8 protein-coding genes are annotated in these 14,754 nt (G+C 58.8%); 2 read left to right on the top strand and 6 right to left on the bottom strand.

The annotated features are described in order from the left end of the window. Window positions 1–274 precede the first annotated feature (274 nt). The 6 genes from ACN0SD_RS18035 to ACN0SD_RS18060 all read right to left on the bottom strand — a co-directional run bounded on the left by ACN0SD_RS18035 (window position 275) and on the right by ACN0SD_RS18060 (window position 5,984). Window positions 275–1,234 (bottom strand): 2-hydroxyacid dehydrogenase, encoded by a 960-nt coding sequence (locus ACN0SD_RS18035; RefSeq protein WP_417809605.1) that lies wholly within the window; start codon window positions 1,232–1,234, stop codon window positions 275–277. Between the two features lie 6 nt (window positions 1,235–1,240). Beyond that, window positions 1,241–1,402 (bottom strand): hypothetical protein, encoded by a 162-nt coding sequence (locus tag ACN0SD_RS18040; protein WP_417809606.1) that lies wholly within the window; start codon window positions 1,400–1,402, stop codon window positions 1,241–1,243. Then, complete coding sequence (locus ACN0SD_RS18045; protein WP_417809607.1) at window positions 1,399–2,790, bottom strand: amidase; 1,392 nt, start codon at window positions 2,788–2,790, stop codon at window positions 1,399–1,401. Before ACN0SD_RS18045 ends, ACN0SD_RS18040 begins: the two co-directional genes overlap by 4 nt. Then, window positions 2,780–4,198 carry a TRAP transporter large permease gene (locus ACN0SD_RS18050; protein ID WP_417809608.1) on the bottom strand — a complete coding sequence of 473 codons (1,419 nt, stop codon included), beginning with the start codon at window positions 4,196–4,198 and terminating at the stop codon, window positions 2,780–2,782. Before ACN0SD_RS18050 ends, ACN0SD_RS18045 begins: the two co-directional genes overlap by 11 nt. Beyond that, on the bottom strand, window positions 4,195–4,779 hold the full coding sequence (locus ACN0SD_RS18055) for a TRAP transporter small permease subunit (protein WP_417809609.1): 585 nt from the start codon (window positions 4,777–4,779) through the stop codon (window positions 4,195–4,197). The genes ACN0SD_RS18050 and ACN0SD_RS18055 overlap by 4 nt, the downstream gene beginning before the upstream one ends. A 74-nt stretch (window positions 4,780–4,853) precedes the next feature. Beyond that, window positions 4,854–5,984 carry a TRAP transporter substrate-binding protein gene (locus ACN0SD_RS18060; RefSeq protein WP_417809613.1) on the bottom strand — a complete coding sequence of 377 codons (1,131 nt, stop codon included), beginning with the start codon at window positions 5,982–5,984 and terminating at the stop codon, window positions 4,854–4,856. A gap of 352 nt (window positions 5,985–6,336) precedes the next feature. Here ACN0SD_RS18060 and ACN0SD_RS18065 point away from each other — a divergent pair, with 352 nt between their 5' ends. Together ACN0SD_RS18065 and pbpC are read left to right on the top strand one after the other, a co-directional pair. After that, on the top strand, window positions 6,337–11,796 hold the full coding sequence (locus tag ACN0SD_RS18065) for an MG2 domain-containing protein (protein ID WP_417809610.1): 5,460 nt from the start codon (window positions 6,337–6,339) through the stop codon (window positions 11,794–11,796). Continuing rightward, entirely contained in the window at window positions 11,793–13,835 is a 2,043-nt protein-coding gene (pbpC, locus tag ACN0SD_RS18070; RefSeq protein WP_417809611.1) for a penicillin-binding protein 1C, read from the top strand. Before ACN0SD_RS18065 ends, pbpC begins: the two co-directional genes overlap by 4 nt. Window positions 13,836–14,754: the final 919 nt, after the last annotated feature.

Consider the following 14,754-nt stretch of genomic DNA (forward strand, 5'->3'; position numbering starts at 1 on the left):
TGAATTCTGATCGCATGGTGGTAAATGCCGTCGACCTGCGATGGAGGAAGGCATGCGGTCTTACGCTGAAGCGCTCGAGATGCGTGGCTTTACCGATCGGCTCAGTGATTAAGGCGTGGCGGTGTTAATACCCATTTGTGCGCCCAGCTTGAGAGAAGGATGCATATCGTTTCAGCGCCAACCGGGTCGCGGCATATCTACACGACGCAATTTTGCGACAGAACGCCCTTTCGGTCCCATCACGCAGGTCGATATGACAAAAATGCCGCCGTAATCAGACAAGATCTGGCGGCGTGTCTCCGCGGAAAAAAGCGTCTAGATTGTCGAGCGCTTTGGCCCCCATCGCATCGCGTGTCTTGACCGTGGCGCTACCGACATGTGGCATCATCACAATATTCTCATGATCTGAAAATTCTGCATTTCCGCCCGGTTCGTCGCGAAAACAATCCAGACCGGCTGCGGCGATCTGGCCGGATTGGATTGCGGCCAGTAGCGCCGCTTCATCGATCAGACTGCCTCGGGCCGTGTTCACCAGAATGGCCCCGGCTGGTAGCTGGGCGATCCGTGATGCGTTCATCATGCCCACCGTTTGCGGGGTGGATGGACAATGGAGCGACAGGAAATCAGACACTGCCAGAAGACCGTCGAGGGTCTCATGAAAGATCGCGCCATTTTCGACATCGGGCGCAAGTCGGCTACGATTATGATAGTGGATCTGCATATCAAAACCGCGGGCCTTGCGCGCCATCGCGCACCCAACCCCACCCATCCCGATTATACCCAGTCGCGCGCCGGTAACCTGCTTACCAACAAGAAATGCAGGCGACCAGGATTCCCACTCCCCCGACCGCACGATGCGGTCGCCAGAGACGGCCTTACGCGCGGCACAAAGCATCAGCATCATTGCCAGTTCGGCAGTCGCATCCGATAGAACGTCAGGCGTGTTCGTGACGATGATCCCACGAGCCCGCAGCGCCGAAAGATCGCAATGGTCGACGCCGACTGAATGGTTGGCGATGATCTTGAGCCGTGGATCAAGCCGTTCCACGACTTCCGCGCTAAAATGTTCAGAATGGCATGGAATGATACCGTCTACCTGAGCGCTCATAGAGATGATGTCAGCGGCGCTGCCAGGTGTGTCCGTAGCATCCCAGATCACCTCATAGTCACGTCGTGCGCGTTCTAGCGTCGCATCTGACAGCGTTCGGGTGATCCAAATGACCGGTTTCGACATCAAAGTTCAGTCCTTTTTGTCGCTGCACGAGGTAATGAAGTCATATGCGACCAGGATCACAGTCAATGTGATGACGATGACAAGGTCCGGGCTGGGCACCTTGAATGCCAGGATTCCGAGGAACGCCGCAAAAATGACAAACGCGAATAGTGCAAGAATGCGGTTCATGATTTATTCCCTGTCGTGTTGTCATCACCGGGTGTCAGATTGCTCGCCCAATCGAACAGCCATTGCCCAGTTCGCAATAATCGCACGTCATTGCCGCGCAACCCAACAATTTGCACGCCCATTGGCAGATCGTTTTCGGCAATCAGAAGGGGCAGGCTGAGGCATGGGGTCCCGCACAATGTCCAGAGTCCGTTGAAGATTGGATCGCCAGTGGTGCCTAAGCCCTTGGGTGCCGATCCCGTCGCGGATGGACACAGGATTGCGTCACATCGTTCAAAGATCTCTTCCAATGCCGCATTCAGCACTCGCGGGATGTCGCAGGCCGAAAGATAGTCGCGCGCGACTGCCGCATTCCCTTTCTCGATGGCCTCCCGAGTTTCTTCACCCAACTGGTCTGCACCATCGCGCCAGTAGCGATAGTACTGGTAGGCCATTTCGGAGAAATTGATCAGTCGCCGCTGGGAGGCAGCCCCCGCGAAGACATCAGGCAGTTCGACCTCAAACGCCTGTTCGCCGAGAGCCGCAATTAACTCGTCGAATGCTGCATGCAGGTCTGGATCGGCGTCCTCCCAACCGGGCGGCTTGACGAACGCGAAAACCGGTGCGAGCGGAGGTTTCGATTGCGTGGCTTTCACCAGCGCGGGCACGGGTTCGTAGTGGGTCGCTGGATCAGCCTCGTCATGACCAAACAGCACTTCAGCCAACAGTGCGGCTCCTTCTGGGTCGCTGGCAAAAACACCGACGGTATCGAGCGTTGGGGATTGCGATAAAATACCGCTGCGCGGGATCGCTCCGAAAGTGGGCTTGTATCCGGTAATGCCGCAAAACGAAGCTGGACGGATGATTGAACCACCAGTTTGAGTGCCGATGGCCAGTGGCACCATACCATCGGCGACCGCAGCCGCAGACCCTTGTGACGACCCGCCCGGAGAGTGCTCAAGGTTGTGCGGGTTCGCTGTTTTGCCGGGGTGCATGAAGGCAAGCTCCGTCGTTACGGTCTTGCCCATGATGATCGCGCCCTCTTTCTTGAGGCGCGACACAACATAGGCGTCACGTATCGGGATGCGCCCGGCGTCAAGCACGCAGCCGTTTTCCGTTGGAATCCGGGCGGTGTCGATGATGTCCTTGATCCCGACAGGCAGCCCATGAAGGCGCCCCAGTGGTCGCCCGGCACGCCGATGTGCATCCAGCGTCCGCGCCTGCGCACGCGCGAAGTCGGGATCGAACCAAGCCCATGCCCCGACCTCAGGTTCGCGGGCTTCGATCCGGGCGATGTAGCTTTCGACCAGCGTCAGAGCATCAATCGCACCCGACGCCAACCTGTCACGCAACAGCAGGGCGCTTGGGGCGCGCGCGAGCTTCTCATCTTTATTAAAATTAGCGGCCATAGAACATATCCGGAAGGGTGAATACGATTTCTGGGAACGCGTACATCAGGACCATACTGATGATGACGCAAAGCAGGAACGGCATAACCCCCTTGAAAATCTGCGTCAAACGCAACTCGGGTGGGGCAATGCCCTTAAGGTAGTAGGCCGACATTGCCATAGGCGGCGTCAGGAAACTTGTTTGCAGATTGAGTGCGACAAGAATGCCGAAGAACAGCGGATCAATGCCGAAGACATCCAGTAGCGGCAGGAAGATCGGCACGAAGATAATGATGATCTCGGACCATTCCAGCGGCCAACCCAGTAGGAAGATGATCAATTGCGCTATGATCAGGAATTGGATCGGCGTCAGGTCTAGACCCGCCACGAAATCGCCGATGACCTGCTCTCCGCCAAGATAGGAAAATACCGCCGAAAAGGTGTAGGAGCCGACAAACAGCCAACAGACCATCGCGGTGGTGCGGATGGTCAGATATACGCTTTCGCGCAGCCGCTGCCATGTCATCGCCCGGTAGAGGAAAGCCAGTAGAATACCGCCCAACGCGCCAATAGAGGCGGCTTCGGTTGGTGTTGCCAAGCCGAACAAGATTGAACCCAGCACGGCGAAGATCAGGAAAGCCAGCGGCACGAAAGAAGTGACAATAAGCCAGAGTATTTTCAACATTGGCAAGTCGGGCACTTCGTCTTTTGTCGGACGCGGTGCCGATGACGGCTGCAGGATCGAACGGCCAACAATATAGATCATATAGAGTCCGACAAGTGTCAAACCTGGTAGGAGCGCGGCCGCATAGAGCCGAACGATCGACACATTCGTCGCAGCCGCATAGACGATCAGCATGATCGACGGTGGGATCAAGATGCCAAGCGTGCCGCCAGCGCAGATGATCCCCGCCGCGAAGGATGGTTCATAGCGCGCTTTCAACATTGCAGGCAGTGCCAATAGACCCATAAGTGTCACAACAGCGCCGACGATACCTGTGGCGGTCGCGAACAACGCACAGGTGATCAATGCGGCAACACCCATAGAACCCGGCAGGTTCTTTGATGCGATATTCAGGGTCGTGAAAAGCCGATCGACGATATTCGAGCGTTCCACAATGTAGCCCATGAACAGGAACAATGGCACGGCTGTGAGAACCTCGTTCGACATCACGGTAAATGTCTGGTTCACGAATAGATCGAAGATACGGTTATTTAGAAAGCCCTCGATCCAAGTGGACCAACTATCCCAAGTGCTGGCGGTTTCGTCCAAGCGGTCGAAGGCGCGCCACATCCGGCTGGCATCGAAGTAGGCAAAGTAGCCAAAGCCGATCCCCATAGCCATCAACGTAAAGGCGATCGGAAATCCTAGAAAAACAAAAACAATGAAAAGCCCGAGCATCATTAGGGCGACTTGAGGGTCAGTCATGATAAATGATCTTTCTCGGCCTTGTTGGCTTCGCGCATCAAGAGGTCTTCGGTCTCAAAGACATCCTCGGAGGCTTCGATCCATTCATTCGTGCGTATCGCGATGATGCAGCGCATTAATTGCGCGATCCCCTGCACAAACAAAAGCAACCCGGCAGCGACGATTATCGCCTTGAATTGATAGATTGGAACGCCGGCTGGGCTGGCCGCCGACACTTCGCCGTAACGCCATGATCGGGCGGCATATTTCCAACCCGCAAAGATAAGTGCGGTGACGCCGGGGAAAAAGAAGACAAGATAGAGGACAAAGTCGATCTTCGCCTGCGTGCGCGGTTGCAAGAGCCGATACAGAAAGTCACCCCGAACATGACCGCCCCGCGACAGAGTGTAGGCTCCGCCCATCATGAACAAAGCGCCATACATGATGAAGGACACATCCAGCGCCCAAGCCGTCGGACTGTTCAGGACGTAGCGCACGAAAACCTCGTAGCCCGTGCCGACCGCCATTACGATGATAAGCCACGCAAAGGCCTTGCCGAACCACGCCGAAAGACCATCCGCGAACCGAATGAAAGAAATCATGATATCCCCGTAGATTTCCAATAAGCACCCCGACGCAGTAAGCGTCGAGGTTCAATTGGGCCGTCTGGTCCGAGTTAGAGCTTCACTTTACCCGGAAAGTAGTGATCGTAGGCCAAACCGTAATCGGGGGAATTCATCAGCTCATAGTAGGACACCCGCTCGACCCAAGCGCGTTGGCTATCGAGGGTTTTTTTCATGAAAGGATCTGTTTCCAGTTCCGGGATCAACTCGTCCCAAGCCTTCAGTTCCGCATCCAGAATTTCCTTCGACGTGCGGTGAACGGTTACGCCGGCGTCATTCTGCAACCACTGTAGATCTGCGGAATACCGGTCCATCGCCTTTGCAGTGTTCGCGGTCGAGGCCGCCTCGACACCATATTTCAGGATCGCCTGAAAATCGGGATCCAGATCTTCCAGGAACGTGCGTGAGAACAGGAACTCAAAGCTCTCGGAAGCCTGATGATAGGACGAAAGGTAGTAATTCTTTGCCACGTCCTGCGCGCCAAAGTCTTTATCCGACGACGGATTGTTGAATTCGAAGGCGTCGATGACGCCACGCTCCATCGCTGGCACGATTTCGCCGCCCGGCAACTGCGCCACAGACATGCCCATCTTGGACATCAGGTCAGCGGCCAGACCGACGGTCCGGTATTTCAGGCCCTGTAGATCGGCAACCGTGTTTACCTCGCCCTTAAACCAACCAAAAGGTTGCGCGAACATCGGGAAGCCCAAACGGCCAACCACATCGAGTCCCATGATCTGCTGGGTCAACTCGTCATAAAGCTCTTGTCCGCCTCCAGCGTAGAACCATGACAGCATCGTCGTTGCAGACCCGCCAAACACCGGGCCAGTGCCGAACAGGGACGCCGCCTTGTTTTTGCCGTACCAGTAAACCGGAACAGAGTGAGCGGCATCGATCAGGCCGTCGTTGACAGCGTCAAGCACTTGAAAAGCGCCAACAACCGCGCCGGCGGGCAACACGTCGATCTTCATGCGGCCACCCGACATTTCTTCGACGCGTGTCGCATAGTCGCGAGCAAATTCCTGCCAGATATTCGCATCGTTCCAGGACGTCTGCATTTTTACAACAAGCGGCGCCTGTGCCAAAACTGCGGGTGCCGCAAGGACACTACCCGTTGCGACGCCGCCGGCGAGCGCCGACTTCGTCAAGAACGAGCGGCGATTGAACTTTTGGTTTTTAGTCATGATTCCCCTCCCAGAGCGATCGTGAACATGTTGATTCTGTTCAATTCGAGCAAAATCACACACATTCACGAAACGGTAACGATATGGTGCGGGATGGCAAGTATTTTAGCGTCGGAAGGGAGCGTTCACGCCATCAACAAAGCCGTACACGCCGCAAAAGTAACGGTTTTTGTGATCCTAAAAGTTAGATCGTTTGGACAAAAGACGGCCCGGAAGCGGAGAATCTTGAAGCCAATTGTCCCCCCCAAACTTTCCGCTGCCTTGTCAGAGCATCATGTGGCCGGGCCAGAAGTATTGCCAAAACAATCACAGCCATGCGAGAAATATTACAATTGATCGTTGGGGGATCGTCATGCGTAGATTTGGTTTTGCGGCGCTTGTCGCGGCGGTTTTGATGGCGAGCCCCGCGTTTTCGCAGGACACAGCAATTCCAGCCCGACGCGCGGTGCTGACCCAAGACATGGATATGCCGGGTGGCGATATTCAGTCGATCTTTGACACCACGATCGAGGCCTGCCAGCGCGCCTGCCTAAGCAACAGTGCGTGCAAGGCGTTCACTTTCAATGCGCGGGCGGGGTCGTGTTTTCCAAAGTCTACGGTTGGCTCAATCGTAAGCTATAGGGGGGCGTATTCGGCAGTTGTGGTGAACCAGACGGCGACCGCGCTTGGCTTGGCCGCGACGCGGAAATCCGACCTTTCGTTTCTGACATCCGGCGACCTTTCGGCAGCATTTGACCAGCCCTCAAGCATGTCACTGGCGCATATCGCGGGCGACTGGAGCGTGGAGGATCTGGTGGCAGCGGCGCGCAATGCCGAGACGTCAAAAAACTATGACAGCGCGAGTAATTTCATCGGTGCTGCCGTCAATCAGACGGATGCCGCCGATCAATGGGTAGACTACGCGCGTTTGCGTCTGGCGGGGCATAATAGCCGCTATAGCTCTGCGCAAAATCATTTGGCGCATGCGTTGGCGGCGTCGATCAACGGGTATCTGCGCGCCGAAACCGCGCCGGCTCGCGTATCTGCCCTAGTGATGATGGCCGATGTTTTACAGCAATCGGGCCGCGGGAAAACCTCGATTCCCGCGCTGCGGTTGGCCCAGCAAATCCAGCCGCGTGACGATACCGCAGCGGCGCTGGACAAGGCGATTGCGAAATTCGGCTTTCACATCGCGGATCAGAGGGTCGAAAGCGAAAGCGCCAATCCACGGATTTGCGCCACATTTTCCGATCCTCTCGCCAAGGCTGGGGTCGATTACGCGACCTTCGTGCAATTGCCCCAGCCCGGTCTTTCGGTGTCCGCGCAGGATAATCAGATCTGCGTGGGTGGCCTGCAACATGGCAGCCGCTACGCGATCACCTTTCGCGCGGGCCTGCCTGCGGCCTCTGGTGAGACCCTCGTGAAACCGGCGACGCTGACGCTGTATGTGCGTGATCGCAGCCCCTCGGTCAGATTCCCGGGGCGCGCCTATGTTTTGCCGCGCGCCAGTGTCGCCGCAATTCCGGTGACGACGGTGAACGCGAAGACGCTTGATCTGACACTTATGCAGGTCAGCGACCGCAATATTCTGCGCGCCATTCAAAGCGACTATTTCGGACAGCCGCTGTCGCGCTATCAGGAATATAACTTCTCCACCGATGTCGCCGAGACGCTCTGGACGGGCAAAGCCGATGTCGAGATGGAGGTCAACAAGGACATGACCACGCGCCTGCCGCTGGACACCGTGCTTAGCGGGTTGCCGACCGGGATCTATGTTCTGAAAGCCGCCGTTCCGGGGGCGGACCCTTACGAAACACCCGCCGCCTCGCAGTGGTTCGTGATCTCTGACCTTGGGCTGACAACCTATAGCGGCGTTGACGGCCTGCATGTAAGCGTGCGCAGCTTGGGCACGACGGCGGCAAAGGCGGGTGTAAAGGTGACGCTGCTTGCCTCGGCCAACCGCATTCTGGGCACGGCGGTGACGGATACGAATGGCAACGCGGATTTTGCCGCAGGTCTGACGCGCGGCACCGAGGGGGCCGCGCCTGCGCTGGTGATGGCGCAGGATGGCGGCACCGATCTGGGGTTCATCTCGCTGAGCGATCCCGAGTTTGACCTGTCAGATCGCGGTGTGAGCGGAAACGAGGCGAGCCCGCCGATTGATGTGTTCCTGACCACAGATCGCGGAGCCTATCGCGCGGGCGAAACAGTGCATGCAACCGCGTTGACGCGCGATGCCGAGACCACAGCGATCGCAGGCTTGCCGCTGACCGCCAAGCTGACCCGCCCGGACGGGGTGGAATACACGCGCGTGGTTGCAGATGACGCTGGCAGCGGCGGGCATGTGTTTGACCTGCCAATCGCGGGATCCGCGCCGCGTGGGCCGTGGCGTCTTGACGTTTATGCTGATGTAAAGGCGGCCCCGCTTGCCTCGCAAACCTTCCTTGTTGAAGATTTCCTGCCCGAGCGGATTGATTTCACCTTGGCCCTGCCAGAGACCCCAATCCACTTGGGCGATGCCCCCGATCTGACCATTGCGGCCAAATATCTGTTCGGGGCGGTCGGGGCGGATCTTTCGGTGGAAGGAAGCGTAAAACTCAGCGCGGTGGATCGTCTTGACGGTTTTCCCGGCTATCGTTTCGGGAAATATGACGCACCGTTTTCTCCCGTCGTGCAGCCCTTGCCCGATGGACAAAAGACGGATGCAAGCGGCAACGTAACGCTGCGGGCCGCTTTGCCAGAGGTGAGCGACCCGTCGCGCCCGCTGCAAATGACGGCAACGGTGCGTGTCGCCGAAGGCTCGGGCCGCCCGGTTGAGCGGGATCTGACGCGCGCGCTGACGCCAAGCGCGCCGATCATCGGGATCAAGCCGCTGTTTAGCGACGTTGTGGGCGAAAACTCGGAGGCGAAGTTTGACCTGATCGCGGTGGGGCCGGACAACAAGATGGTCGCGATGAACGTGCATTGGGTGATGAACCGGGTTGAAACGCGCTATCAGTGGTTCCAGACCTCGGGCGACTGGAACTGGACGCCCATGACCACGCGCACTCGCGTCGCCGAGGGCGATGTCAGCCTTAGTGCCACAGATCCTGTTGCGGTGTCGGCCCCCGTCACTTGGGGGCAATACGAGATCGTGGCAGAGCGCAGCGATGGGCCCTATGCGGCGGCCTCTACGAATTTCTACGCCGGTTGGTATGCGCCTGCAGATGCGTCGCTAACGCCCGATACGCTGGTGATGTCGTTGGACAAAAAGGCCTATGCGCCGGGTGAAACAGCAATGTTGCGGATCGCGCCGCGCGCTGCGGGCACGGCGCTGATTTCGGTGCTCTCAAACAAGCTGATCTCGCGCCAAGCGGTCGAGGTGAAGGCGGGCGACAATCTGGTTCCGATCAAGGTTGGCACCGATTGGGGGGCAGGGGTCTATGTGACGGTTTCAGTTCTGCGCCCGATGGACGAAGCGGCAGGCAGGGTTCCGGCGCGTGCGCTGGGCTTGACCTATGCCAGCGTCGATCCGGGCGACAAGAAGCTGTCGGCAAGCATCGTCACCGCCCCCGAGGCAGAGCCGCGCGGGCCAATGGATATTGCGGTCAAGGTGGATGGCGCGAAAGCCGGAGAGACGGTTTATGCGACCATCGCCGCCGTGGATGTTGGTATTTTGAACCTGACGGCGTTCACCCCGCCGGACCCGGACGGGCATTACTTTGGCCAACGGAAATTGGGCGTCTCTATTCGCGACGTCTATGGGCGGCTGATCGACGGGCTGAACGGGAATATGGGGGCTGTGCGCTCTGGCGGCGATGCGGCGGCCAATATCGCGATGAAATCACCGCCGCCGACCGAAAAGCTGGTGGCGTTCTTTTCCGGCGTGGTGACGGTGGGCGAAGACGGTCTGGCGCATGCGCAGTTCTCGCTGCCCTCGTTTAACGGAACGGTTCGCGTGATGGCGGTCGTTTGGTCGAAAACCGGCGTCGGACAGGCGAGTACGGATGTGTTGGTGCGCGATCCGGTGGTCGTAAGCGCCAGCGTCCCGCGCTTTATGGCACCCGGCGATCAAAGCCGTCTGCTGCTGGAAATCATCCACGCCAAGGGCCCCGCCGGACATATGGGGCTGGCGGTGACCTCGGCAGGCTTGACGCTGGGCGCGGTGCCTGAGGGCTTTGATCTGGCGGAGGGCGGCAAGAAGACGCTCTCGATCCCGATCACGGCGCTCAATGCCGGGCTGCAAACGATTGATGTCGTGCTCAGCACGCCCGATGGCAAGCAGTTGAGCAAACAGCTTTCGCTGCCAGTGCAAATGAACGATCCGGCGATTTCGCGCACGACACGCTTTGATCTGGCGGCAGGCCAAAGCTTTATCTTTGACGCCAACGTCTTTGACGGGCTGCAAAAAGGCACCGGCACGGCGAGTATCGCGGTGGGGCCGATTGCGCGCTTTGATGCACCCGGTCTGCTTGAGGCGCTTGATCGCTATCCCTATGGCTGCACCGAACAGCTCACGTCGAAAGCGATGCCGCTATTGTATTTGCAAGATGTGGCAAGCGCGATGGACCTTGGCACGCGCGGCGATCTTCACAACCGGGTGGCAGAGGCGATCACGGAAGTTCTTACCAACCAATCCGCGTCTGGCGCGTTCGGGCTGTGGGGACCGTCGTCGGGCGATCTCTGGCTGGATGCCTATGTCACGGATTTCCTGAGCCGGGCGCGTGCGCAGGGCTTTGCCGTGCCCGATCAGGCATTTCGCGCAGCCCTTGATAATCTGCGCAACCAGATCAACACCGCGCAAGATTTCGACACGGGCGGCGGTCCTTATGCCTATGCGCTGATGGTGCTTGCGCGCGAGGGCGCGGCGGCGATCGGGGATCTGCGCTATTATGCAGATGTAAAGGCAAGCGCGTTTGACACGCCTATTGCCTCTGCCCAACTCGGCGCGGCGCTAGCGGCTTATGGCGATCAAACGCGGGCTGATGCGATGTTTCGTCAAGCGGCGCGGCAGATGGCGGCGCTTCCCACAAAGGATGGCGCACAGATCCTGCGCGCCGATTATGGCACGAACCGCCGTGATGCTGCAGCGGTATTGGCGCTGGTAACCGAGGCGGGCAGCAAGGCGATCAACCAAACCCAGCTGACGGATCGGATCGCGCAGCAAAGCGGCGTTGATGCGGTTTCAACGCAAGAGGCAATGTGGATGCTGCTGGCGACACATGCGCTGATCGACCGCGTGGGCGCGCAAGGCTTCACCATCAACGGCGCAGCGGTGACCGGGCCGATGGTGCGGATGGTGCAGGATCAGACGGCAGGCAATGCCGCGCTTGATATTCACAACGGGTCTGACAAATCGGCCGCGCTGACGGTGACAACCTACGGTGTGCCGGTCGTGCCGGAACCGGCGGGTGGCACGGGCTATGCGATCCAGCGGAGCTATTTCACGATGGAGGGCGAACCGGCCAAGATCGACACCGTGAAGACCGGAACGCGGCTGGTGACGGTTCTAGACGTAACGCCCTTTGGCAATGGCGAGGCGCGGCTGATGGTAAGCGATCCGCTGCCTGCCGGGTTCGAGATTGATAACCCCAACCTCATGGCCTCGGGCGATGTCGGGGGCTTTGACTGGCTCGATAGTGCCTCTGCCATGGAGGTTGCCCATTCCGAGTTCCGGCAGGATCGTTTTCTGACGGCGATTGACCGCTACAACAACAAGCCGTTCAAGCTGGCCTATATCGTGCGCGCAATTTCGCCCGGCACGTTCCATCATCCGGCGGCAAGCGTCGAGGATATGTATCGCCCCGATATTCGCGCCCATGGCGATACCGGGACCGTGACGATCACGCGATGAAGACCGCGCGCTTTGCCTTTGCGTTGGCGGCGGTTTTGTTCCTTGGCGCGTTGGGGCGGGACCGGTTCGACGCTTGGGTCGATGCAACTGTGCTGCCGCCGTTATCGCCTGCTACCTCGGTCGAGGTGTTGGCGCGCGACGGGCGTCTGCTGCGTGCATTCACGGTTGATGGCGGGATCTGGCGGTTGGCCGTTGATCCGACGAAGGTTGATCCGCGCTATCTCAAGCTGTTGATCGCCTATGAAGATCAGCGTTTTTACAGGCATGATGGCGTCGATCTGCGGGCCTTCGCGCGCGCGGCGGTTCAGGGCGTGAGGGCAGGGCGCATCGTCTCGGGCGGATCAACGCTGACGATGCAGGTTGCGCGACTGCTTGAAGATAGCGGCACGGGGCGGGTTGCGGGAAAGATCCGCCAGATCCGGCTTGCGCTGGCGTTGGAGCGGCATCTGAGCAAGGCGCAGATACTTGGGTTGTATCTACACATTGCGCCGTTTGGCGGCAACCTTGAGGGCGTGCGCGCCGCGACACTTGCCTATTTCGGCAAAGAGCCGCGACGGCTGACTTTGGCCGAGGCGGCGCTGCTGGTCGCGCTGCCGCAATCGCCGGAAACGCGGCGCCCTGATCGCGAACTTACCGCTGCAAAACGCGCGCGCACGCGGGTGCTGAACCGGTTGCAAGCGCAGGGCGCGGTGTCGGCGGGCGCGGCTCTGGCTGCCAAAACCGAGGCTGTTCCCTCGGCGCGCCGTCCCGTTCCGATGCTTGCACCGCATCTGACCGACCGGCTGCACGCGTCGCGGCCGGGTGTGGGAACCATCGCCACCACACTCGACGCCGATCTTCAGGCGCGCCTTGAAACGCTGGCCGCCGATGCCGTGGCGGGGCAGGGCGATCGCCTGCAAGTCGCGATTGTGGTGGCTCAGCACCGCTCGGGCGATATTCTGGCCACAGTCGGGTCTTCGGCCTATGAAGACGGCCCGCGGCGCGGGTTCGTTGATATGACACAGGCCCTGCGCTCGCCCGGCTCGACGTTAAAACCGCTGATTTACGGATTGGCATTCGACGAAGGGCTCGCGCATCCCGAAACGCTGATTGACGACAAGCCGGTCGATTTCAACGGCTATGCGCCACAGAATTTCGACAACCAGTTTCGCGGGACGATCCGCCTGCGCGAAGCGTTGCAGCTATCGCTTAATATTCCGGCAGTGCTGTTGACCGATGCGATTGGTCCCTCGAACCTGATGAACGGGATGGAACGCTCTGGCGTTCATGCTGTCGTGCCTGGCCAACAGCCGGGGCTGGCGGTTGCGCTTGGCGGCGTGGGCGTGACGCTACAGGATTTGGTGCAGCTTTATGCGACCCTCGCGCGGGGCGGCGTGTCACGTCCCCTGACCGTCGAGACGGGCGCGCCAAAGCCCGAGGGTCATCGGGTCATGTCGGCGGTTGCGGCATGGGAGGTTCGCGATATTCTGGCAGGGATGCCCCCGCCCCCCGGTGCCCCGTCCAACCGGCTCGCCTATAAAACGGGAACCAGCTACGGGCACCGCGACGCTTGGGCTATCGGCTTTGACGGCGCGCATGTGATCGGCGTCTGGATGGGACATGCTGACGGCACGCCGGTGCCGGGGGCGTTTGGTGGGGAACTGGCGGCGCCCGTTTTATTTCAGGCCTTCGCACGCCTGAAGGGAAAACTTGATCGCCTTGACCCGCCGCCCGCCGCTACGTTGATCGTCTCGAACGCACGGCTGCCGAAACCCTTGCAACGCTTTCGCACCCGCAATGCGGCGTTCGAACCCGCACCTGACACTCCGTCAGTCGCATTTCCCCCGGACGGTGCCGAGGTTGAGTTGACCGACGGGGATCTGCTGGTGAAAGTGCGCAATGGCACGCCGCCGTTCACTTGGCTTGCTAACGGAACCCCTATCACGATTGCCACGCGCGAGCGTCAAGACATCCTGAAATTGCCGGGCGCGGGATTTGTCACCTTGTCGGTGATCGACGCCAAGGGCCGTTCAGATCGCGTCTCTGTCCAGCTGCATTGAGGCCGCGCTAGGTGCTCAGGTCCGGCATCTGGTGGATCGGATTTGGGATGACGCGATCTGGTTCTAGGCCGCCCCGTTTGGTTTATTCGGGGCGAGCAGGTTTTCACCAGCGACTGACAGGTCTGCGGCGTCGGCTTGACGCTCCAGCTTTTTCTTTTCCGATGCCAGATCCCCCTTGCCGGGTGTCAAAGGCAGAGTAAAAGTGAGCCAAACGGCAGTGCAGAATGTTGCCACTTCGGGGGTGTCCTGATTGCCGCCTAGTTGTGCGCGAGCATCAGGGCAGCCGCGCTTATCATAGAGCTGGCGGTTGCCCGTAAGCTTTGGCCCATGAGGGCCGAACTCTGACGATTCTGATTAGGATTGGGCCTTGTTGCGGCGCGGCTTGCTCTGGCCACAACGGTAAATGTTGCCATTTATCTTAACGGTAGGGGGTGGCTTTGATATCGCAATCTCCGGTCGCGCTTTCCTACAAGAGATAGAGCCTTTCTTTTGATCTGGCTGGTTGATTGTTCTTAACATTTTGTTCGGAAGGTACGATGAGTTTCAAGCGGCCTCAACAACTCTGTTCTACAACCAAAACTTGCATTGCGGACCTTCCGAGGAATCTCGAAGCAATCATTAAGAAAAATCATGCGATGTTCGGTTTGCAACCCGAGGGTAAGATTTAAACCGAAAACGACATCAATTGATGTCTGTTTCATAATATTGGTTCGGCATTCTAGACGGATTCAGTGATGTTTCCGATACTAAATCTGTCGGACGTTGGCCGCGCTCGGCTATCCTGTGAATTTTATGCCACACGCTCAGATTGAGATGTGCTTGCCTAATTTCGAACAAGATTTGATCTTAGCAAAGATTTGATGAACGTGAGCGAAAGCAAGAAAACGTGCTTGAAGGTCAAGCATTTTTTCGCACGCAG

Origin of the sequence: Thioclava sp., assembly GCF_048263065.1 — a bacterium.
Taxonomy (GTDB): Bacteria; Pseudomonadota; Alphaproteobacteria; order Rhodobacterales; family Rhodobacteraceae; genus Thioclava.

Excerpts from the sequence above, each read along its gene's own strand:
- ACN0SD_RS18035 (WP_417809605.1), bottom strand. The coding sequence starts at position 1,234 with ATGTCGAAACCGGTCATTTGGATCACCCGAACGCTGTCAGATGCGACG.
- ACN0SD_RS18045 (WP_417809607.1), bottom strand. The coding sequence starts at position 2,790 with ATGGCCGCTAATTTTAATAAAGATGAGAAGCTCGCGCGCGCCCCAAGC.
- ACN0SD_RS18040 (WP_417809606.1), bottom strand. The coding sequence starts at position 1,402 with ATGAACCGCATTCTTGCACTATTCGCGTTTGTCATTTTTGCGGCGTTC.
- ACN0SD_RS18050 (WP_417809608.1), bottom strand. The coding sequence starts at position 4,198 with ATGACTGACCCTCAAGTCGCCCTAATGATGCTCGGGCTTTTCATTGTT.
- ACN0SD_RS18055 (WP_417809609.1), bottom strand. The coding sequence starts at position 4,779 with ATGATTTCTTTCATTCGGTTCGCGGATGGTCTTTCGGCGTGGTTCGGC.
- ACN0SD_RS18060 (WP_417809613.1), bottom strand. The coding sequence starts at position 5,984 with ATGACTAAAAACCAAAAGTTCAATCGCCGCTCGTTCTTGACGAAGTCG.
- pbpC (WP_417809611.1), top strand. The coding sequence starts at position 11,793 with ATGAAGACCGCGCGCTTTGCCTTTGCGTTGGCGGCGGTTTTGTTCCTT.
- ACN0SD_RS18065 (WP_417809610.1), top strand. The coding sequence starts at position 6,337 with ATGCGTAGATTTGGTTTTGCGGCGCTTGTCGCGGCGGTTTTGATGGCG.